We start from the raw sequence: 19,990 nt of genomic DNA on the forward strand, positions 1-19,990 counted from the left end.
AAAGATTGAATACATATGAAAATCGGAATTGCACAACTCAACCCCATCGTCGGCGACCTTATAGGTAACTCTGAGAAAATTCTGGCAGCGGCGCAAACCTGTGCGAGCGAGAGAGTAGATTTGTTCCTCACGCCAGAACTCTCGCTCTGCGGCTATCCACCCCGCGATTTGCTTATGGATCGCAGTTTTATTGACGACATGGCGATCGCTCTGCAAAAACTCGCTCAAGCCTTACCCGCAAAAATGGCGGTTTTAGTCGGCACAGTGGAGCCAAATCCTCAGGCAACCGCATTCGGAGGGAAACCTCTATTCAATAGCGCAGTCCTGATCCAGAATAGACAAATTGTCCGTAAATTTCACAAGCGACTCCTCCCCACCTATGACGTATTTGATGAGGATCGCTACTTTGAACCTGGGGAAGAGAGTAACTTTTTTAGCCTAGAGGCGAGCGACTCTTCCTCTCAAACAATGCGGATTGGCGTGACCATCTGCGAAGATTTTTGGAATGATGAGAAATTTTGGGGTAGGCGCAATTATCCTGAAAATCCCGTCGCAGAATTAGTTGCCAAGGATATCGACTTGTTAGTAAATCTCTCCGCATCCCCCTATGCTGTAGGCAAGCAAAAGATTCGCGAAGCCATGATCGAGCATAGCGCCATTGAGTACGGACTGCCAATTATTTATGTCAACCAGGTGGGTGGCAATGACGACTTGATCTTTGATGGTAGTAGCGTTGCCTTTAACCATAGCGGTCAATTAGTGGGACGCGCGCCAGCCTTTAAAACCGATTTGCTCGTGTTGGATTTCGATCTAGATAAACAGGATTTACTCCAAGGCAAAATAACGGCACAACCTCAAAGCGACGATGCTGAAATCTGGGACGCTCTGGTTCTCGGTGTCCGCGACTATGCCCAAAAATGTGGATTTAAAAAGGTAGTAATTGGTCTGAGCGGTGGGATTGATTCTGCCCTGGTGGCAGCGATCGCGACCGAAGCCCTTGGTGCCGATAACGTGCTGGGCGTGCTCATGCCTTCTCCCTATAGCTCAGATCATTCCATCACCGATGCCTTGGAACTAGCAAAGAATTTAGAGATAGACACCCAGACTTTGGCGATCGCAGAAGCAATGCAAACTTTCGATCGCATACTCGCTCCCATGTTTGTGGGTACCGCGCCAGATATTACGGAGGAAAACCTGCAATCGCGCATCCGTGGTAATTTGCTCATGGCGATCTCCAATAAATTCGGACATCTCTTACTATCGACTGGCAACAAATCTGAAATGGCGGTTGGCTATTGCACGCTCTATGGCGATATGAATGGCGGTTTGGCAGCGATCTCGGATGTCCCCAAAACCAGGGTATATTCTCTATGTCAATGGCTGAATGCGACGCGAGAGCATCCGATTATACCAGCGCACATTCTCACAAAAGCTCCCAGTGCCGAACTCAAACCCGGCCAGGTCGATCGGGATTCGCTGCCGCCCTACGATGTGCTGGACGATATCTTGCAGCGCTCGATCGGCACGCACGCCTCCCCCGCTGAAATTATTAAAGCGGGGCACGCGCCTGAAGTTGTGGAGCAGGTGGTAAAGTTGGTGGCTAGAGCCGAATTTAAGCGCCGTCAGGCAGCACCGGGTCTGAAAATCAGCGATCGCGCCTTTGGCTCCGGCTGGCGGATGCCGATTGCTAGCAAACGTACTAGATCGAGCGATTTCCACTAAAAAGCGTTACTGTAAAAAAATTCGTCACTACGGGTATTTTATATACTAGACATGTCCTGCGATCTATGTTGAATTTTTTCAAACCCCCATTACGGGAGCGCTTTCCCAAAGCTGCAACCAAACCCAAACCAAATCCCAAACTGCAATTATCAACATGGGCAACATCGATCGTGTCAGTTATCGTGGCGATCGCAGCAGCATCCGTCATTTATCAGCTAAACCAGGCAGCAGAGCAAATTGACGAGAAAAGGCTACTTTTGTCACAAGCCAAGGAGCGCATCAGCCGGCTTTACGCTCTGGAATGGGAGGGTATTTCCAAAGGTAAAATTGACGAGAATCTCGCTGAGGAACTGGCTGAAAATCAACACAGTACCAAATCACTCTTTGACAAGCTAGAGCAAATCAACCGGAGAGATCGCAATCTAGACAAATTCTTTGCTCTCTACAGACCCTATAAGGCTAGAGTTAGCGGTGCATTAGAGCTGATCGCTCAAAATATGCCCAAAGAAGCAATTTCCGTTGATGCCGACTTCATCGATCGCATCCATGACGAACTATATGCCGAAGTTGCAGCTTTAGAAAAAGCTTACGTAGAGCGGAAAGAGCAGGCGAGGAATCTGGCCGACGCTGGAATCTCATTTTCTTTACTGCTATCAGCCTTTATCATTGGCACTTTGTCCTACAAGTTTAGCAAAAACCTATGGAATAAAAACCAGGCTTTAGAAGCTACTTTGCAGGAACTACAGCAAACGCAGAATCAACTAATTCAGCAAGAAAAAATGGCGGCACTTGGGCAACTGGTTGCTGGAGTAGCGCATGAAATCAATAATCCCTTAGGTGCAATTAAAGCATTAGCCAGCAACAATCACACGGCATTACAAGCAGCTCTTACCGAACTTCCTCATTTGCATCGACGTTTGCATCTTGAAGAACGAGAAAACTTTTTTCAACTGATCGAGCGATCGCTGGAAAATAAACCATCGATCGCTTCGCAGGAGCGTCGCATCCTGAAACGCAAAATGGCTGCGCAGTTGCAAGAGTTCAAAATTACGGATGCCAGACATGTTGCCGATCTCCTCATAGAAATGGGCATTGGTGAAGAGATGGAGTTTTTGCACCCCCTTTTGCAGAGCGATTCTGCTCAGTGGGCTATCCAATTTGCCTATAACCTGACTTGTCCTTTTGCGAACAATCAAATCATAAGTGGTGCTGTAGATCGCTCCGCTAAAATAGTTTTTGCTCTCAAAAACTACGCTCGTTTTGACCAGAGCGAACAGAAACAGTTGGTAAAAGTGACTGACGGCGTAGAAACCGTACTGGAAATTTATCATAACCAGATCAAACGTAAAATAGATGTCGTGCAAAATTATCAAGATATCCCTGCCATTTGGGCTTATCCAGATCGACTCATTCAGCTTTGGACAAACCTGATTCATAATGCAACTCAAGCGATGGAATCAGGTGGAACGCTGACGATCGCGACGCAGCAGCAAGGGAATGGCGTGACGGTGAGCGTTATAGATACAGGATCTGGTATCCCAACCGAAGTGCAACCGAGAATTTTCGATCCCTTCTTTACTACCAAACCCCCAGGTGCAGGAAGTGGTTTAGGGCTGTATATCAGCCAGAAGATCGTCGATCGCCACCAGGGACGGATCGAGGTGGAGAGCCAACCAGGTTATACTCGGTTTAAGGTCTGGTTGCCCATAGAAGGTAACAATTTGGAGGAAACTTAAACATGCCCGATACTGCCATTCTCTGCGTTGATGATGAAGAGACAATTTTGATGGCGCTTAAGCAACAACTAAAAAATTGCTTTGGCAGTCAGTACATCTATGAGGTTGCTCAAAGCGCTGAGGAAGCCTGGCTTGCGATCGACGATCTAGTGCAGGACAGGATCGAGATTATCATTGTTGTTTCTGATTGGTTGATGCCAAATGTCAGGGGGGATGAGTTTTTAATTCAAGTCCACCAACGCTTTCCAGAAGTGAAAACTATCATGCTGACCGGGCAGGCTGATGAAGCAGCTATTAATCGAGCTCGCAAACAGGCTAATCTTTATGCTTGCATTTCTAAGCCTTGGCAGCAGGAAGAGTTGCAGCAAATTATTTATGCCGCGTTGAATTAATAGACGACAAGCTTAACCTGTGGAAATCTTTGTAATGTTACTTAAAACCCCCAACTAGTTAAAATATAGCTTGTCCGATTAATTTTGGTCTGCATAATCCTGGGTTAAGTCATGAATAACGTGCAGTTTCTAGATGAATATGAAGTAATTGTCGTAGGTGCAGGTCATGCTGGCTGCGAGGCAGCGCTGGCATCGGCGCGGCTTGGCCGTAAAACCCTACTGCTTACTTTGAATCTAGATCGGATTGCTTGGCAGCCCTGTAACCCCGCCGTGGGTGGCCCTGCCAAATCGCAATTAGTGCACGAGGTTGACGCGCTGGGTGGCGAAATCGGTAAAATTACCGATCGCACCTACCTGCAACGCCGCATTCTCAATAATTCCAGAGGCCCTGCCGTCTGGGCATTGCGCGCCCAAACCGATAAACGCGAATACGCGGCTGAGATGAAAAAGGTCATTGAAAATCAGCCCAATTTGCAACTGCGCGAGGGCACGGTTGTCAATCTTGTTTTAGAGAACAAGCAGAAAGTAATAGGTGTCGAAACCCAATTTGGTGTGGGCTATGGCTGCAAAGCCGTAATTTTGACCACGGGCACGTTTCTGAACGGTCAAATTTGGGTAGGCAATCGCTCCATGGCAGCGGGTCGAGCCGGAGAGTTTGCCGTATCGGGACTGACTGAAACTCTGAATGAATTGGGATTTGTCAGCGATCGCCTCAAAACCGGCACGCCAGCACGGGTGGACAAGCGCACTGCCGATTACAGCAAAATGGAAGTGCAACCACCTGACGCGGAAGATCGTTGGTTCAGTTTTGACCCCACCGCCTGGGTACAGCGCGAGCAAATGAACTGCTATCTAACGCGCACGACTGCTGCGACACATCAAATTATTCGCGATAACCTGCATCTATCGCCCGTCTACGGTGGCTTCATCGATGCCAAAGGCCCGCGCTACTGTCCCAGTATCGAAGATAAAATCGTGCGCTTTGCCGATAAGGAAAGCCATCAAATCTTTATCGAACCTGAGGGACGCGATATCCCCGAACTCTATATCCAGGGATTTTCCACAGGTCTGCCGGAACCGATTCAGTTGCAAATGTTGCGAACTCTCCCTGGCTTAGAGAACTGCCAAATGCTTCGCGCCGCCTACGCGGTGGAATACGACTATATTCCCGCCACGCAATGCTATCCCACTCTCATGACCAAGCGGGTGGAGGGTTTATTCTGTGCCGGACAAATCAACGGTACTACGGGTTACGAAGAAGCTGCTGCCCAAGGGCTGGTGGCAGGGATTAACGCGGCGATGTACGCGGGCGATCGCGCTATGTATACATTTCCCCGTTCCCAAAGCTATATCGGCACCCTGATCGACGACCTCTGCACTAAGGACTTGCGCGAACCCTACCGCATGCTCACCAGCCGCTCCGAGTATCGTCTCATCCTGCGCTCGGACAATGCCGATCGCCGTCTCACAGCACTAGGACGAGAGATTGGCTTAATCGACGATCGCCGCTGGCAGTTATTCCTCGATAAGCAAGCCAATATCCAGGCAGAGATCGAACGCCTGCAATCTACCAGGCTCAAGGAACATGACGATGCGGGAAAGGCGATTATTAGTTCCACTGGAGAAGCAATTAAAGGAGCGATCGCGCTGGCTGACCTGTTGCGCCGTCCCAGCATCAGTTATGCAGACTTATCGCGCTATCAACTCGATAATCCCAATCTATCTCTTGCCGAGCAACAGGGAGCAGAAATCGAGATTAAGTATCAAGGCTATATCCAGCGGCAACAATTACAGATCGAAGCGATCGAGCGTCAGTCCGAGCGCAAATTGCCAGCCAATCTGGACTACAGCAAAATCGCAACTCTCTCGATGGAATCGCGCGAAAAACTTGGAAAAATCCAACCGCTGACCATAGGACAAGCCAGCCGCATCGGTGGCGTGAACCCAGCGGATATCAATGCTTTACTCGTATACCTGGAGCTAAAGAACCGCTGCGCCGACCTAGTCACCAAATAATTCCACTTAAATATAATTCCATTCGCTAAATGTGGCGGCTTGACCGCATTTGCGATCTTCTTCGTCTAAAACGTTCCACACGATCGCCGATTTAATCTCAAAACGCTTCCTAGTACTGGAGATGCGAATGCCGTTATAGTTACTGATATAGCCGTGGGTTTGGGCTTGCCTTAAAAGCCGTTCGCGCTCCTCCCTTGCCACTGGTTCGGCGGTATGGCGAGAAGGCGTACTGGTAAACTGCGCCCAATCCATTTGCCATAGATCGAGTGCTGCTAGATTCCCGTAATTTAAGATGGGATCGGCTTCCATGCCATGAGAAACCAGGATGAATGAGGCTTCAAACAGCGATCGCGCTATTTCCTCATCCGCGCCCTTCGTTTCAATTAAAGGTTTGCCCGTCCAATGCTGAAAGCTGCGATATAAGCGCATACTATGCAAAATAAGTTCAGGTTGTTGCCAAATAGCCTGCATCTTAAATCAATCCTCTTCCTCTATTACAATGTTTCTCTTTTTAATTTCATCCACAAAGATTTTAAAACTGGGATTCTCTTTGTAAGAATTTAATAGAGTTTTGGGTTTGCAGTATTTGCATGAAATACTGCGATAATATTCGGGATTCTTATTATTACTGGAGTTTAGACTAAAAGGCAACAAGAAGCATCTCGCTAGATAGAAACTAGCGAGAGAGAGGATAAAAGGGAAGAAGTTGAGCTAAGCAGTTGCAGCGGAAGCTTTTTTGAGGGGCTTGGCATAGCGTTTTTTGACAGTAGGATAACGAATCCGTTGGGTTCGTTTTTTCCCAAGAGGCCAACCTGGAGACTTACCGCGAGGTTTAGGGTCAGGGGAAGGAGAGCCAATCCTGACCAAAACTAAAGCAAAAGCATTTGCAACTCGACCAGGAGACAATTTAGTCATCGGTTTCTGCCAAGGCAGAGGAGAGTCTTGGACAAGTTCACGAGCGAGCCACAATTGCCAAGTAAGTAAAGGCATCAAGTCCGACCAAGTCTCCATCTGAGCAGGGGTAGAAAGCTGAGGGATTGTCCAATGGAGACGTTGACGCACCAAGCGATACCAATGCTCAATGGCAAATCTGCGCAGATATTTTTGCCATACCTCACTCAAGATTGGCTCGTCTTTAGCGACCCAAATCAACCACAGGGGTTTCGATTCAGGCATATCAAGACGTTCGACCAGAATGAGTGTAAAGGGATGGTCTGCGGCTTGCTTTAAGTGCAGGTTTGGCCATCGACGAATTTGCAATCGTCCCAGTTTAGGCTCTGCAATTGTGATGTCTGCTTGGGGAATAGACCAAGTGTCAGAGTCTTTGAGGCTAAATTTCTCTCCATGCTTATGGGGTCGCCCATGCCCCTCGTAATCCTTTGGGGCATGATACAGAACCCGGTTGGGGCGTAGCCTGAGCAGCTTGATACACGGGATGTCTGCTGTTTGCTGCAAAAATGGTGCGCACCCATACTCGCCATCCCCCAGGAAAAGCACAGTCCCAGGAATTTCCGCACAAACCAAGCGTAACTGACTAGCGGCTTTCTGAATCGGGTTCTCGAAACTGGTGATCCGCTCATGCCGCAACGGTAAGGCAAAACTCCCTTCTGACTCTGGAATCCAGGCAATTGTGCTGTATCCTTGCCCCACCGTAACAGGTTTGCTTCCTACTCCCGGTTGAGGTTGATGTTCGTAGGTGCGTTCTTGTAATGTCACCGCATAGGGACGCGACCAGGCTGTATGGTCGCCCGCCAATATCGTCACCTCTGCTGCCGGCATTTGCTGTATGTATTGCTTCATCAAGTCTTCACGTGGAGGATGACTATCTTGCAGTGCTTCATAGATACTCGACCACTCCCTCCGAAATAATGGGCTTAACGAAAGTTCCACAAACGATGAAACACTCCGACTCGTCAGTACCGCATCCATCAAGTCGAACAGCGCATCTCTCCCGTTCCCTATAATTTCGTACGTGTACTTGCGAAATTGCTCAAGTTTATCCAAACTAATCATGATGAAGCTGTTGATTTTATAGTCTTTTCAGCTTCCATCATCAAGCGGTCAGTCTGCAATGGCTGGCTGCTTTTTACCACTTTTTAGTCTAAACTCCAGTTATTAGCGTCAATTGTAAAACCTTTTTTGGCAAGCGCTTGATTCAATGTGGATAGACAATTTATGATTTTTGCTTTTTTCTTGTCACTGTAGTACAGGGGTAGTAACCAACACTCCGTCGAATGAACGGCTATGGCAAAAATGATTTTATCTTCATTCTGACTGTAAAAATCTTCGCCAATTGAGGATTTAAATTTTGTAATTACATTCTCGATTAGTTTTTCAGGAGATAATTCGCCATCGCAATCTCTGTGAGGCACATCGTAATGTTCTTCTGAAACGTCAGTATCTATTTGAACAATGATGTATTCATTGAACTGAAATGCTTCTTTAAAATCATCTGATTGACAATACTCAAAAACTTGACTCCAGCCACCATAATTACTGGATCTATTTGCATCAGTTGTGTCTCTTAAAGGTTGAAGCCAGTTAACATCTATATCGGGGTTAAAATATCCAGCTAAAATATTTTCAATAATAATTTGGTCGGTGATTCCCTCTGTAATTCCTGCGAAAGTGTTCTTCATCTTAAAATCCCTTGGGCAATCCTCCAATATAGCCTCGCATAAAAGCTTCGGATAATTTTACTGGTTTTTGTCCCTCTAGAGGTTCTGGCTTTAAAATACGTTTAGCTTTGGTATGTCCGAATCTATTACGATAAACTACAAACAGTCTCTGCTCGTCATCATCTAGGTTTAGTCCGTCTAAAATAGCTGGATTATGTGTTGTGAGTATGGCTTGCTTATCGTGTTTTTTAGACAGTTCTACCAACTCTCTGGTTAGCTGACTGCATAATTTAGGATTAAGGGAAGCATCAATATTATCAACAGCAAAAAAGTCAGGTGTAATGCTACTAATAAATAAGGCAAAGTAAAACAATAAAAATAGAAAGCCTTCATTTGAGCTTTTCTGATCGAAGTAAGGTAGATTTGCATCCAAGTATCTATCTTTAATTTGGATACTTCGTTCCATACTTAATAAATCTTGAGATATTTCAAAATCACCAAACCAATCTATAAGCTTAAGTTTGGTTTTGATCTCATTGATTTCATCAATATTTTCGTCCGAATTTAAAGACTTAAGAAGTTTAAATAGCCCCTCTCCATTAATTCCTAACGGCTGGATCTGTCCTTCTCGCTCAAAAATACGCAATGATGAATTTTCTGGAGAATATATCAGGAAACTACTAAGACTATCTCGGTTTCCCCATTCTGAGATAATTCCAGTCGTATCGGCTGAAGTTTCTGCAATTAATAAAGCAAGTTTTTCTTTGACATCTGAAATTGTTTCAAGTAACAAAGCAAGTTTTCTCTTGCGATCGTTATCCTCTCCGCGATCAGTGGCATTAGCTCCAAACTCTTTAGATGCCCACTCAACAATCACTTCCATCTTATCAGTCGCAATCTCATTGAGTTGGTTGAGCATTTCAAGATGCTTCTCTCTCCAACTAGAGTAAGATTGATTATCATTTTGCAGTATGTATTTAAAATTACTTCCATCTTCCATTCTTAAATATATCTTTATCTCTTTATCAAGGGTTTCCTGTTCAAATGCCGATCGCATAAATTGAGGCTCTGTAACTCTGATACCCCTAGAGAATAAGAACTCGTTATCTAATTTATTGTTGGCAGCAGCAGAGGCTAGAGCGATCGCTTCTAATATATTGCTCTTGCCACAACCATTTTCGCCAATCAATACTGTTATTCGCCCCAAGTCTAGCTTGAGCTTTTGAATAGATTTAAAATTCTCTACCTGAATTTCTGTAATCATATGGCGATCGCCTCTGTATCTAATTACTCGGCTTTAATATTTTCTGGTTCTTTCAGTAGCTCTAGGCTACAGCATAACCTGTATGAGGACGCACGTGAGCCGGGTAAAAACCTAACACGATCTTATCCTTTGGAATACCTGCTTCCTCTAGCTCACCCGTAATGCCATCCTCAAGGCCATCTCGCTGAATCCAGATCTTATTATCGATAATCTGTACGTGTACTAGGCAACCGTGTACCCTACGGTGCTTTTCCCAGCCTTCTATCATCAACAAGAAATTCTTTCGTTCCGCGTCAATTACAACACTATTATGAATTTCACCATAACTATGGGGGATTTTCGCATGATTCTGTAGAACAGACTCAATTATTTGACTGTATTCAGCTAATTTATCCATTTGACGATTTCCTCCGTTACTGGATCGAAAACAATAATATTGAGCTGATTGTTCTCAATAAAAATCCTTCCTATTGGCTCGGAAAATATGTCTAAGTAAACATCATCGCGAACTGCCAAGTAAAGCCTTCGCTTTTCTTCCCGATACACCATTACTCCTTGATATAAAACGTATTGACCTAAATGCGGCCTCGAATCATAACTCCCTCATCTTCCATTTCGACATCGACGCTGGTTTCTGTCTCAATCCGAAATGACCTATGATAAAAATCGGCTAGATCTAGAAGTGGCACAAGAATTACCAGCTTGACACTATTTTCAAGCATCGGCGGATCTTCCATCAATTCCAAAAAATTAGCCTTCACCCGATCCAATAACTGTTGCTCTAATTGACTCAGATCGGGATAAGCCTCCAACCATTCTGGGAAAAAGGTTGGGCTTTGAGCTTGCTGCAATCCAAATGCTTGCTTCAGCTCGCGTAGGGTAATTTCAGTAGCTGGGATTGTTTGTACCATTCCTACCTTCTTCGGGCTAAATTAAACTATAGCTATAGCCAACAGGTTTGAGACGGGGTGCAGGATTTCTACCCCCATGGTGGGGACGCACACCCCAGACCCCCTGTAATAACCGATCTGCCTACAGCTATATTATTGCAAATGACGACGCAAGAAGGCGATCGTATGTCCGACCTCCAGTACCTGATTGCTGCGTTTGCCTGAACCGTGCCCCTCATCCGCAAAAATAATCAGTTGAGAGGGAATCTTACGCTGCTCCAAAGCCACTTGCATTTGTACTGCTTCACCCACTGGTACGCGCGGATCGTTGGCTCCCTGGATAATCAACAATGGAGCTTTTAATCGCTCGATATAGGTGATGGGTGAAAGTGCAATTAGAGCAGCGCGATCGCGCTGCGGATCGCCATATTCAGTAATTCGCAGTTGCCGCCGCGCCGGAGCCGTATTTTGCAGGAATGACAAGAGATTGCTCATGCCAACTAAGGAAACTCCCGCATCATAGCTGCCAGCAAATTTGGTCATCCCAATCAGCGCCGAATAGCCGCCATAGCTCCAACCCATAATACCAATCTTAGGGGTTTTGCCATTCACCTGCCAGGCTTTACGAATGTAGAGAGCGCAGTCTTCAATATCCGTAATTACTCCCAAACGCTTGGCTCCATTATCGGCATTCAGCCAGTTTTTGCCATATCCATCGCTACCGCGCACGTTGGGTTCCACGTAAACAAAACCTGCATCTACAAACATCTGCGCTAGGCGATTAAACCCCGCCGTACTTTGTGCTTCGGGGCCGCCATGAAAATGCACGACGACGGGACATGCTTTCTGCTCGCACTGGGGCGATCGCCAGACAAACATGGGAATCTTCGTACCGTCGCGAGCGGGATATGATGACAGAGTGGCAGCAACAAATCGACTCGCATCTACCTCGGGAATGCTGGGTAACACCCACTGGGTTAATTTACCCGTTGACCAATCGTAGACATAGCTAGTGCGCGGCGCTTTCCCCGTTTCCACCCCGATCGTCATAAAGCGACCATCCCGCGAAATCGTCCCCGCGTAGATACGATCTGCGCCCTCAAATTGAGGTAAAGCGATCGGCTTAAAAGTCCGCGCATCCATTGCTAACAAACGCGAATAGCCGCGATCGTTGACGCTGTAAATAATCCGTTTTCGAGGGTAATCGATCTCAAAGCCAGAGACATCCATTGGTACTTCCGGTGAGATCGGCGTAAACTTTCCGTTCGCGTATCGATAGAGGCGACGGAACTCGCCAAACTTTGGCGTGAGTACCAAAAATTCATCTGGGCGATCGCCAAATGCGACTTCGTACTCCTGACGCTCGTCCTGTCCTAAAATGGGTTGCAGTTGCTTGCTTTGTTCGTCAAAGGTGTAATACTCGCGATAGAGGCTGCCTGTAGCTTTTACCAGTAGCAACTTACCTGTGGGCAACCTGTCAGCGATCGCCCAAAAGCCTGACTCGGAAAAAATAAGTTGTTTCTGCCTGGTTGTGAGATCGTAGCGATAGATGGCAAAGGAATCGGGCTTGATATCGTTGGCGTTAAAGTAGATGTAGCGCGAATCATCAGAAATGGTGGCAAAGGACGTTCGCACCTGCGGCAGGTGCTGAATTACCTGTAAAGCGCCGCCGCTAGTAGGTTGAATATACAGACCGGCATTCTCTTCACCCTGGCGATCGCGAGACAGCACGATATACTTGCCATTCGGACTTATGCCCACAATCGTCGTCGCATCCTGTCCGCCAGTGACCTGCACCGGAAATGTTCGAGCACCGTCGATGCGCCATACCTGAGCCACGCCCGTAATGCCCCAACCGAAAAATAACTGCTTGCCATCGGGGGTAAGCATTCCTAAACCAGGCGATCGCACGTCCAGCATTGCCTCGATTTGCCGAGTTACGGTTGCGTCGAGGCTGGGAGGTGCATATTTCTTTAACGTAGCGGCATCAATGCTCGATTTGCCCAAACCCGTGTAAGTCTGTGGGACGGCTATAACTTTTGGGGCAGTACTGAAATATGTAGCAAGAGTTAGGGCAGGTAGAATCTTAAACAGCTTCATGGGTAGCTTAATAATTTCCAAAACGAAAGAAGGAGCCGATAACTTTCCTCGTTTCGTTCGGCTCCTTCATTCGGTTCGCTCCTCACACATCGGTAAGTGTAGCCTACTTCTGGCAAAATGGCTACCCCCATACCCAATCTTATTTTTTCGTAATATAAACAGACCAAACATCGCTAACTGACGCAGAACCGTACCAGATACCGGATCTGGGCGAATGGTTAGCGCCTTCCACCACTAAATTTTCTGCCCCATCCAGGTGCGCTGCCTCAATTGGGGTAATGCCATCGCCCCAAGTATTACCAACACCGCAGGTTAACTCGTAGCTGCTATAGGCTAACCATCTGGACAATTTCTTTTCGCCGTAGACTGCCTTACCAGCGACGCATACATATTTGACGCTTGTATAAAATGCACCCGGATAATTGTCGTTGACAAAGCCGAGGTTGCGCCGCGTCCAAGGCTCTAAGCTGCGGTGGGGCGTGCCCAGAGTAATTAAGCTGGCTACCATAGGCTCGGCGTGCCAAGTGCGATCGTAATAGGGAATGCCACCCAAATAGATCCGCGCCACCCAGCCACCGGCAGAATGGGCGATTATATTTACCTGCGGAACGTCGTACCGCTGTAAAACATCTTTTACAGTGGCATCCAGTCTCGCTAGAATCGGAGCCATCGATCGCCCCCCTACCGTAGGCAGCCATTCCCACCACTGTAGCGGCACGACTTCAGTTGGCATATTTTGTGCGGTTAGCCTTGCTGCCAAGTCGAAATAATCAGATGCACCAGCTAAATAGCCAGGTAAAATTACGCTAGGTAGATACATGTAGGGGTTCAAGGTTTTTAGGTAATTAGCTTTTAGCTTTTAGCTTTCATCGGTCAGCAGGAAAGTTTAGGCAAAACGGTAGTGTTTCTTTACGTCTTTGAGGATTTTCCACGTACACGACATTCCAGCGGGAAAAGTTACCAGGTCGCCTTTCCCTATATGCACTGGATCGCCGGATTCGGGCGTGACGATTACTTCACCTTCGAGCAAATAACAGGTTTCCTGACTGTCGTAGTGCCAGGGAAACTCAGATGCTTCCTTAGTCCAAATACCCCAATTTTTCACGCCTAGCTCTTGCAAATGCGCTTCAGTAGGTTGTTTTTCTACTTGTATTTTCATAGCTACAAACTTTTCCTCCTTTAAATCTTTTATTACTCGGTTGAGCGCAGGGCAGGTTTAGCTAGTAGTTTTGCTCGTCACGGGAGACACGCGTATAAAAACCGCCCCTACGACAAATCTGAGACAACTACAAACTTTTTCTGCTGCGATCGGTAAAAATTGAACCATTACAAGAGATGATCTAAATCAATCTTGAAACTATAGCCGTAGACAGATCTGTTAGGACAGGGGGTGTGGGGGCTGCGACCCCACGCAGGGGTGGAACCCCTGCACCCCGTCCTAAGCCTATTGGCTGTAGCTATAGTATCGATATATATCGTAGGGCGAGCATTGCCCACCTTACCCATGACATCCTACCTACTGGAGTACCTGTGTAGGCTCTGTCAATGCAATCAACCTTAGTTAAATCAAGCTAAAGTCAAAACTAACATCGACACAGGTACAATTATTAAGTATTCTTAATATTAATACTCTAAGTATATTTTCCTACTCAATTTTATGAATATGTCACCCACAATATCAGCAGAGCAGATCGATCGCATCGTTTGGAACCAGCATCAAGATCCCTTTGCTGTGCTTGGCCCCCATGAAATTGAGCGGGATGGTAAACCTGCTTGGGTGGTAAGAGCCTACCTACCCGATGCTGAAGCGGTATCTGTGATGGACTCAGATCGCCACATGACCTATCCCATGCATTCTGTCCACCACCCCCACTTCTTTGAGTGCGTTATCGATACGCCCCACATGTTTAGTTACAAGCTCAAAGTGACAGAAGGTGGCAGCGATCGCACGATCTACGATCCCTATTTCTTCAAATCGCCTTTGATGACTGAGTTCGATCGCCACTTGTTCGGGCAGGGCACCCACTATCAAATCTACGAAAAAATGGGCGCGCACGTTACCACAGCAGAGGGGGTTAGCGGTGTTTATTTTGCCGTCTGGGCACCAAATGCCCGCAATGTATCCGTGATCGGAGACTTTAACTATTGGGATGGGCGCAAACACCAAATGCGCAAAGGCGATCCTGGAGTGTGGGAATTATTCGTCCCAGGCATTGGTGCTGGTACTAAGTATAAGTTTGAAATTAAAAACGATGTGGGTCACATCTATGAAAAGTCCGACCCTTATGGCTTCCAGCAGGAAGTTCGTCCGAAAACCGCTTCGATCGTCACCGACCTCAACATTCACAAGTGGCAGGATGCGGCCTGGATGGATAAGCGCCGCACGACTGATGCGCTGAAGGAACCCATATCAGTGTACGAGTTGCACTTGGGTTCCTGGATGCATGGCGATGCCAACACGCCTCCTGCCGACGGCAACCCTATAGTCTACGCCGCCGACATGAAGCCTGGTGCGAGGTTCCTTACCTATCGCGAACTGGCGGATAAGCTCATTCCCTACGTCAAGGATTTGGGCTTTACCCACATTGAAATGCTGCCCGTTGCCGAGCATCCGTTTGACGGTTCCTGGGGTTATCAGGTGATCGGTCACTACGCCGCCACGTCACGCTACGGCAAGCCAGAGGACTTGATGTATTTCATCGACCAATGCCACCAAAATGGTATTGGTGTAATTGTTGACTGGGTACCCGGTCACTTCCCCAAGGATGGACACGGTTTAGCCATGTTCGACGGTACGCATCTTTATGAAAGTGCCGATCCTCGCATTGGCGAACATAAGGGCTGGGGTACGCTGATTTTCAACTACAAGCGAAACGAGGTTAGTAATTACCTGATTTCCAATGCCCTGTTCTGGTTCGACAAGTACCATATCGATGGTATCCGCGTCGATGCTGTCGCCTCGATGATCTACCGCGACTATTGCCGCGAACCTGGCGAGTGGTTGCCCAACGAGTATGGCGGACGGGAGAGTTTAGAGGCGATCGAATTTTTCCGCCACCTCCACAGCATTCTCTTTGAGTACTTCCCTGGAGTGCTCTCGATCGCGGAGGAATCGACCGATTGGCCGATGGTAACCTGGCCTGCCTATGCTGGCGGCTTGGGTTTCAACTTCAAATGGAACATGGGATGGATGCACGACATGTTGGACTACTTCCACATGGATCCCTGGTTCCGACAGTTCCATCAAAACAGCGTCACGTTCAGCATCATGTATGCGTTTAGCGAAAACTTCGTGCTGGCGCTCTCCCATGATGAAGTCGTACATGGCAAGAGTCCGATGATTGGCAAGATGCCCGGCTACGACTGGGATAAGTTTGCGAATTTGAGATGTCTCTATAGTTACATGTTTGCGCACCCCGGCAAGAAGACCATATTTATGGGTATGGAATTTGCCGTGCGCGATGAGTGGAATGTCTGGGGAGATTTAGATTGGGATCTGTTGAACCACGAGCCTCATCGGGGCATTCAAAAGCTGTTTACCGATCTAAACGCACTTGTAAAAGCCGAACCAGCTCTATACGAAGTTGACTGCTCCTACGACGGCTTCCAATGGATTGATTGCAGCGATAATCGCAACTCTGTTGTTTCCTTCATGCGCAAGGATAAGTTAGGGAATTCCTTAATTGTCATCTGCAACTTCACGCCCGTACTGCATAGCAACTACCGCATTGGCGTACCGAAGAAGGGATTTTATTCGGAAATCTTTAACAGCGACGCTACGGTCTATGGTGGCAGCGGTGCGGGCAACTACGGCGGTAAATACTCAGAAAACTGGGGCTATCACTATATGCCCTATTCGCTTGATATCTGCTTGCCACCTTTGTCAACTCTCGTGTTTAAGCTGACTAAGGAAGAAATCGATCCCGAGCCTGAAGTCACTTCAGAAAGCGAAACAGAAGTAGTGGAGCAATCTGTCTGAGAGATCCTCTCATGCACGAAATCCCTCTAGGGGCATTGCCTCCGTGCCGATCCCTTTAAGCAATTATGGCTTATTTGCCCTCACCCCCTAGCCCCCTCTCCCAAAATTGGGAGAGGGGGAACAGAGCGGTCGAACTCACGAGCTATAGCTATAAATCTTCACCCGCAAAATATAGCCATAGACAGATCTGTTAGGACAGGGGGTGTGGGGGCTGTGCCCCCACGCAGGGGTTCCACCCCTGCACCCCGTCCTAAGCCTGTTGGCTATAGCTATATAAACAATTCCCGTACGCTCATCAAAGCGGATAGGCTCTATAGTTTTAAAAAACATGCATGAGGTCGTTAGTTTTGATGCGATCGCAAGGCACTGCCAACTTCATAGTCGATAATGTTGGTATCGGCCAGTGTAGTTGAGATATCCGCAAGTGAGAGTAAAGGCCCTGTCTGAAGTTGACCGTTAGTGCTCAGTTCGCTATAGCAGAGGTAAACCCTTTCGGTGGCGCGATCTAGTAAGTCTCGCAGCAAGCGCTCTAACCGCCATCGATCGGCATCATTTTCATCCTGAATTGACCAGGGTTCACCGTGCCAACCGTGTAGAAATAGCGGTGCGGCAAATAGATCGGCAGCCCCTCCCTGTTTCCATAATGGCGAACTGGCATCCAACCAGAATTGCCAGCGGTGTTGCAATCTTGCCATTCGATACTGGTAGATGGTTGCCAGGGTTACGCTATCCGATTGGGTGCGCGGTGCGTAGGGATTGGCCGTGACCGTACCCTGACGAATCAGCTTAATAAATTGCTCGATAATTTGCCCATCCTGCCAGCCCAAACGGTAGCCGATCTCCCAATAATGTTGTGCGGTTTCAATTAATGCCTGGAGGTTGGCGATGCGGTCGTAACTGAGATTTCTAGGTACAAAAAATTTCTGAATTGCCCGATCCAGAAATAACAATGGCGCAAGGCTAGCTGTTTGTTGCTCGATCCACTGACGCAGTTGTTCGTAAGCGTGGCTGACTTCATAGCCAAGGCGATGCCACTCGCTGTAGGTATCGCTCGGAAGTAACTGAGGTCGATCGGGATGGGGCTGGAAGCACCGATCTGCTAAGATACCAGCCCTAACTGGATCGATTCTAGGATCGAGCGATACCAGCATCTCAGCGACGCGATCGCGATCTATCTGATGTCCTAATTTGGGATAGATCAGAGGCATCAACGTGAGGAGCGATCGCACCAGTGCAGAACCCGATAGGGGATGTTGGTCGTTTAATGGTAAGATATCTATCCCTTTTTTAGTGAGAATCTCTACGATCGCGTAACTGGCGATATTGTCTAAACCTGGGGCAATAATCGCGATTTCCTTGGCCTGAATTTGTCCAGTTGTAATCGCCGCCGCGATCGCGTCTGCAACGCTGCGGAACAGCTTAGCTCGCGAAATCGTTTCGATACTGACCAGACCTTGCAATGGCTCGTGGGCGAAGTACGTGCTACCGATCGGATTCACAGACGAGTCCAGGACGACAGCACCAATGCGATCGCCCAAACTATCCTGGGTAGGCGATAAATTAACGATGTCGCACTGAGCCGCAAGATCGCTCCAATAGTCTGGGTCTGCCCCTAAGCCTTGCCGAATCCCCCCCTGTGGGTTGAATGTAAATACGGCACTGGCTCCGGCAGCGATCAGGACTTCGCAAGCCTGTCGCACGATCGCTGGATATTCATCGACATCATCAGCAATGATATAGCGAAACCGCTGGCATAACTTGGCTTGATATTGGGGATTGGGGAGAAGATAGCGTCCAAATAATTCTGTAATTACGCCGTAGGTGAGCAACCCGTGCTGCCAGCAGAACTGCTGCCAGGCTGTTAGTGCCGTGCCAAAATATGCGTAGGTATTTTTAGTACTTTGATTCCCATCGCTTTCCAAACCCTGTTGTAAAATTGCTGGAATCTCATCGATCGCTTTACCACTATTAGCTGCTAGCAAATACAGATCGAGCAGGCGACGCACGAGGCGATCGCGGCTGACTCCTTCCATGCGCAACCGCCCCTCCTCCAGGTCTTCTGCCCACAGATTCATTGCCAATTCCTGTTCGTTCTCAACTCGCAAGAGAATGGGGAATTGCGCCTTCAGGCGGAGCGTTCGCACCAGGAGCGGAAAGAACAGCAGCACCTGATCGCGGAAGAAACCGATGGGAGTGGTAGCGGTAACCGGATATTGTCCGTGGGTGGCATGACTGAGGCGATCGCTAAATAAACGGCGCTGCTCGGCATCAACGGATAGCACCAGTACGGTTTGCGATCCAGCTTGAGGGTCGCTTTGCTGCGATATTTCCGTTTCTACCCACGTACAGAACTGTTCGCAAGCTCTCTGGCTTTTACCACTACGACCGCTCCCTTGAATCCATATTAGTGACATCTCAGTAGATACCTATTTGATGGTGATAGCAATTAGCTTTTAGCAGTTATAGCGCTTTTCAATTGAGAACGAGTTTTATTTTTGGGGTGAAGGGGTTCCACACGGCAGTGGCTCTAGCGGGGAACCCCCAAGACCGCCCTGCCTCCCCTTCTTGGGGGCAACGCCCCCAAACCCCCTACTCTTTCCGATCTGAAAACCGCTATAGCTTTTATGCCAACGATCGCTTTGTTTTATCGGACAGAAAAAGTTCTATCTTTCCTCAAGACAAATACGCTGCCTTCGTTGCCTCTGCTAATACGCAGATCGGTATCTAGATAGGTGGTTTCTAGCCAGCCCTGGCGATCGCGTTCTTTAATCCCAAAATCAATCGCTCTAAGTTTCCGCCCCGATTGCAGTAACTGCACGAATTCATCCACATTAGTGTAACCAATCAGGCGTTGCAGTCCTACTACCGCTCGCTCGAATTTAACGTTAACGCGCTGCGCGGAAACAACGGTAAAGCTGGCGCAAACACTCACAAATCCCTCTAGTAAAGGCAATCCTAAAATCTCTGCCACATTGTAAACTTTGCCCTCGTTGGCGCGAATGCACTGATAGATCTGACCGAGTTTGATGCCTGGGAAGCGCTCGAATCCCAATAATTCCTGGCTGGTGGTAAATAGCAAGCGCCAGTTGCCCGTTAGTAATTCTCCCGCCTCGGTGGGCGTTGGCGTAGGATTGCTTGCTTCCATATAGGCAATTGCGGCAAAAATGGCTTGTTTCTGCACGTCTGTCATTTTTAGACCGCGATTTACGGGCGCGATCGCCTCAAACAGCATTTCCTTATAGTTCATAATCTATGGGTAGGAGATTCTCTCTA

17 protein-coding genes are annotated in these 19,990 nt (G+C 47.7%); 5 read left to right on the top strand and 12 right to left on the bottom strand.

What is annotated here, in order from left to right; translation table 11 throughout:
* Window positions 1-15: 15 nt before the first annotated feature.
* From PSE6802_RS0107390 to mnmG, 4 genes are all read left to right on the top strand, one after another.
* Window positions 16-1,722: an NAD+ synthase gene (locus tag PSE6802_RS0107390; protein ID WP_019499417.1), complete on the top strand. Its 1,707-nt coding sequence runs from the start codon at window positions 16-18 to the stop codon at window positions 1,720-1,722.
* Window positions 1,723-1,787: 65 nt separating this feature from the next.
* Window positions 1,788-3,458 carry a sensor histidine kinase gene (locus PSE6802_RS0107395; RefSeq protein ID WP_019499418.1) on the top strand — a complete coding sequence of 557 codons (1,671 nt, stop codon included), beginning with the start codon at window positions 1,788-1,790 and terminating at the stop codon, window positions 3,456-3,458.
* Between the two features lie 2 nt (window positions 3,459-3,460).
* A complete protein-coding gene (locus PSE6802_RS0107400; RefSeq protein WP_019499419.1) occupies window positions 3,461-3,850 on the top strand; it encodes a response regulator in 390 nt (129 codons plus the stop codon).
* A gap of 111 nt (window positions 3,851-3,961) precedes the next feature.
* On the top strand, window positions 3,962-5,866 hold the full coding sequence (gene mnmG / locus PSE6802_RS0107405; protein WP_019499420.1) for a tRNA uridine-5-carboxymethylaminomethyl(34) synthesis enzyme MnmG: 1,905 nt from the start codon (window positions 3,962-3,964) through the stop codon (window positions 5,864-5,866).
* Window positions 5,867-5,872: 6 nt separating this feature from the next.
* Here mnmG and PSE6802_RS0107410 read toward each other — a convergent pair whose 3' ends face one another.
* The 10 genes from PSE6802_RS0107410 to PSE6802_RS0107455 all read right to left on the bottom strand — a co-directional run bounded on the left by PSE6802_RS0107410 (window position 5,873) and on the right by PSE6802_RS0107455 (window position 13,897).
* Window positions 5,873-6,337, bottom strand: coding sequence for an MEKHLA domain-containing protein (locus PSE6802_RS0107410; RefSeq protein WP_019499421.1), 465 nt, complete (start codon window positions 6,335-6,337; stop codon window positions 5,873-5,875).
* A gap of 240 nt (window positions 6,338-6,577) precedes the next feature.
* The gene (locus tag PSE6802_RS0107415; RefSeq protein ID WP_019498766.1) at window positions 6,578-7,879 is read right to left on the bottom strand and encodes an NF041680 family putative transposase; all 1,302 of its coding nucleotides are present in this window, start codon (window positions 7,877-7,879) and stop codon (window positions 6,578-6,580) included.
* An 83-nt stretch (window positions 7,880-7,962) separates the two neighbouring features.
* Window positions 7,963-8,505, bottom strand: a complete 543-nt coding sequence (locus PSE6802_RS0107420; protein WP_019499423.1) for a hypothetical protein — start codon at window positions 8,503-8,505, stop codon at window positions 7,963-7,965.
* 1 nt (window position 8,506) lies between these two features.
* Window positions 8,507-9,748 (bottom strand): AAA family ATPase, encoded by a 1,242-nt coding sequence (locus tag PSE6802_RS0107425; protein ID WP_019499424.1) that lies wholly within the window; start codon window positions 9,746-9,748, stop codon window positions 8,507-8,509.
* Window positions 9,749-9,809: 61 nt separating this feature from the next.
* Window positions 9,810-10,145 (bottom strand): XisI protein, encoded by a 336-nt coding sequence (locus PSE6802_RS0107430; protein ID WP_019499425.1) that lies wholly within the window; start codon window positions 10,143-10,145, stop codon window positions 9,810-9,812.
* Complete coding sequence (locus PSE6802_RS28130; RefSeq protein ID WP_019499426.1) at window positions 10,133-10,297, bottom strand: element excision factor XisH family protein; 165 nt, start codon at window positions 10,295-10,297, stop codon at window positions 10,133-10,135. Before PSE6802_RS28130 ends, PSE6802_RS0107430 begins: the two co-directional genes overlap by 13 nt.
* A gap of 26 nt (window positions 10,298-10,323) precedes the next feature.
* The gene (locus PSE6802_RS28135; RefSeq protein WP_019499427.1) at window positions 10,324-10,659 is read right to left on the bottom strand and encodes a hypothetical protein; all 336 of its coding nucleotides are present in this window, start codon (window positions 10,657-10,659) and stop codon (window positions 10,324-10,326) included.
* A gap of 132 nt (window positions 10,660-10,791) precedes the next feature.
* Window positions 10,792-12,738, bottom strand: coding sequence for a prolyl oligopeptidase family serine peptidase (locus PSE6802_RS0107445; protein ID WP_019499428.1), 1,947 nt, complete (start codon window positions 12,736-12,738; stop codon window positions 10,792-10,794).
* A 139-nt stretch (window positions 12,739-12,877) separates the two neighbouring features.
* Window positions 12,878-13,558: an esterase/lipase family protein gene (locus tag PSE6802_RS0107450; RefSeq protein WP_019499429.1), complete on the bottom strand. Its 681-nt coding sequence runs from the start codon at window positions 13,556-13,558 to the stop codon at window positions 12,878-12,880.
* A 66-nt stretch (window positions 13,559-13,624) separates the two neighbouring features.
* The gene (locus PSE6802_RS0107455; protein ID WP_019499430.1) at window positions 13,625-13,897 is read right to left on the bottom strand and encodes a cupin domain-containing protein; all 273 of its coding nucleotides are present in this window, start codon (window positions 13,895-13,897) and stop codon (window positions 13,625-13,627) included.
* Between the two features lie 504 nt (window positions 13,898-14,401).
* On the opposite strand from PSE6802_RS0107455, the gene glgB reads away from it, so the two are divergent.
* A complete protein-coding gene (gene glgB, locus PSE6802_RS28140; RefSeq protein WP_019499431.1) occupies window positions 14,402-16,717 on the top strand; it encodes a 1,4-alpha-glucan branching protein GlgB in 2,316 nt (771 codons plus the stop codon).
* Between the two features lie 341 nt (window positions 16,718-17,058).
* On the opposite strand, the gene PSE6802_RS0107465 is transcribed toward glgB, so the two are convergent.
* Entirely contained in the window at window positions 17,059-19,131 is a 2,073-nt protein-coding gene (locus PSE6802_RS0107465; RefSeq protein ID WP_019499432.1) for a hypothetical protein, read from the bottom strand.
* Window positions 19,132-19,361: 230 nt separating this feature from the next.
* The gene (locus tag PSE6802_RS0107470) at window positions 19,362-19,964 is read right to left on the bottom strand and encodes a PAP/fibrillin family protein (protein WP_019499433.1); all 603 of its coding nucleotides are present in this window, start codon (window positions 19,962-19,964) and stop codon (window positions 19,362-19,364) included.
* Between the last annotated feature and the right edge of the window lie 26 nt (window positions 19,965-19,990).

It is taken from the genome of Pseudanabaena sp. PCC 6802 (assembly GCF_000332175.1).
Lineage (GTDB): Bacteria > Cyanobacteriota > Cyanobacteriia > Pseudanabaenales > Pseudanabaenaceae > PCC-6802.

Bases quoted from the DNA above. Each gene is read 5' to 3' on its own strand.
- PSE6802_RS0107430 (WP_019499425.1), bottom strand. From the start codon at position 10,145: ATGGATAAATTAGCTGAATACAGTCAAATAATTGAGTCTGTTCTACAG.
- PSE6802_RS28135 (WP_019499427.1), bottom strand. From the start codon at position 10,659: ATGGTACAAACAATCCCAGCTACTGAAATTACCCTACGCGAGCTGAAG.
- PSE6802_RS0107465 (WP_019499432.1), bottom strand. From the start codon at position 19,131: ATGTCACTAATATGGATTCAAGGGAGCGGTCGTAGTGGTAAAAGCCAG.
- PSE6802_RS0107470 (WP_019499433.1), bottom strand. From the start codon at position 19,964: ATGAACTATAAGGAAATGCTGTTTGAGGCGATCGCGCCCGTAAATCGC.
- PSE6802_RS0107415 (WP_019498766.1), bottom strand. From the start codon at position 7,879: ATGATTAGTTTGGATAAACTTGAGCAATTTCGCAAGTACACGTACGAA.
- PSE6802_RS0107455 (WP_019499430.1), bottom strand. From the start codon at position 13,897: ATGAAAATACAAGTAGAAAAACAACCTACTGAAGCGCATTTGCAAGAG.
- PSE6802_RS0107425 (WP_019499424.1), bottom strand. From the start codon at position 9,748: ATGATTACAGAAATTCAGGTAGAGAATTTTAAATCTATTCAAAAGCTC.
- PSE6802_RS0107450 (WP_019499429.1), bottom strand. From the start codon at position 13,558: ATGTATCTACCTAGCGTAATTTTACCTGGCTATTTAGCTGGTGCATCT.
- PSE6802_RS0107390 (WP_019499417.1), top strand. From the start codon at position 16: ATGAAAATCGGAATTGCACAACTCAACCCCATCGTCGGCGACCTTATA.
- PSE6802_RS0107420 (WP_019499423.1), bottom strand. From the start codon at position 8,505: ATGAAGAACACTTTCGCAGGAATTACAGAGGGAATCACCGACCAAATT.
- glgB (WP_019499431.1), top strand. From the start codon at position 14,402: ATGTCACCCACAATATCAGCAGAGCAGATCGATCGCATCGTTTGGAAC.
- PSE6802_RS28130 (WP_019499426.1), bottom strand. From the start codon at position 10,297: ATGGTGTATCGGGAAGAAAAGCGAAGGCTTTACTTGGCAGTTCGCGAT.
- PSE6802_RS0107445 (WP_019499428.1), bottom strand. From the start codon at position 12,738: ATGAAGCTGTTTAAGATTCTACCTGCCCTAACTCTTGCTACATATTTC.
- PSE6802_RS0107400 (WP_019499419.1), top strand. From the start codon at position 3,461: ATGCCCGATACTGCCATTCTCTGCGTTGATGATGAAGAGACAATTTTG.
- PSE6802_RS0107410 (WP_019499421.1), bottom strand. From the start codon at position 6,337: ATGCAGGCTATTTGGCAACAACCTGAACTTATTTTGCATAGTATGCGC.
- mnmG (WP_019499420.1), top strand. From the start codon at position 3,962: ATGAATAACGTGCAGTTTCTAGATGAATATGAAGTAATTGTCGTAGGT.
- PSE6802_RS0107395 (WP_019499418.1), top strand. From the start codon at position 1,788: ATGTTGAATTTTTTCAAACCCCCATTACGGGAGCGCTTTCCCAAAGCT.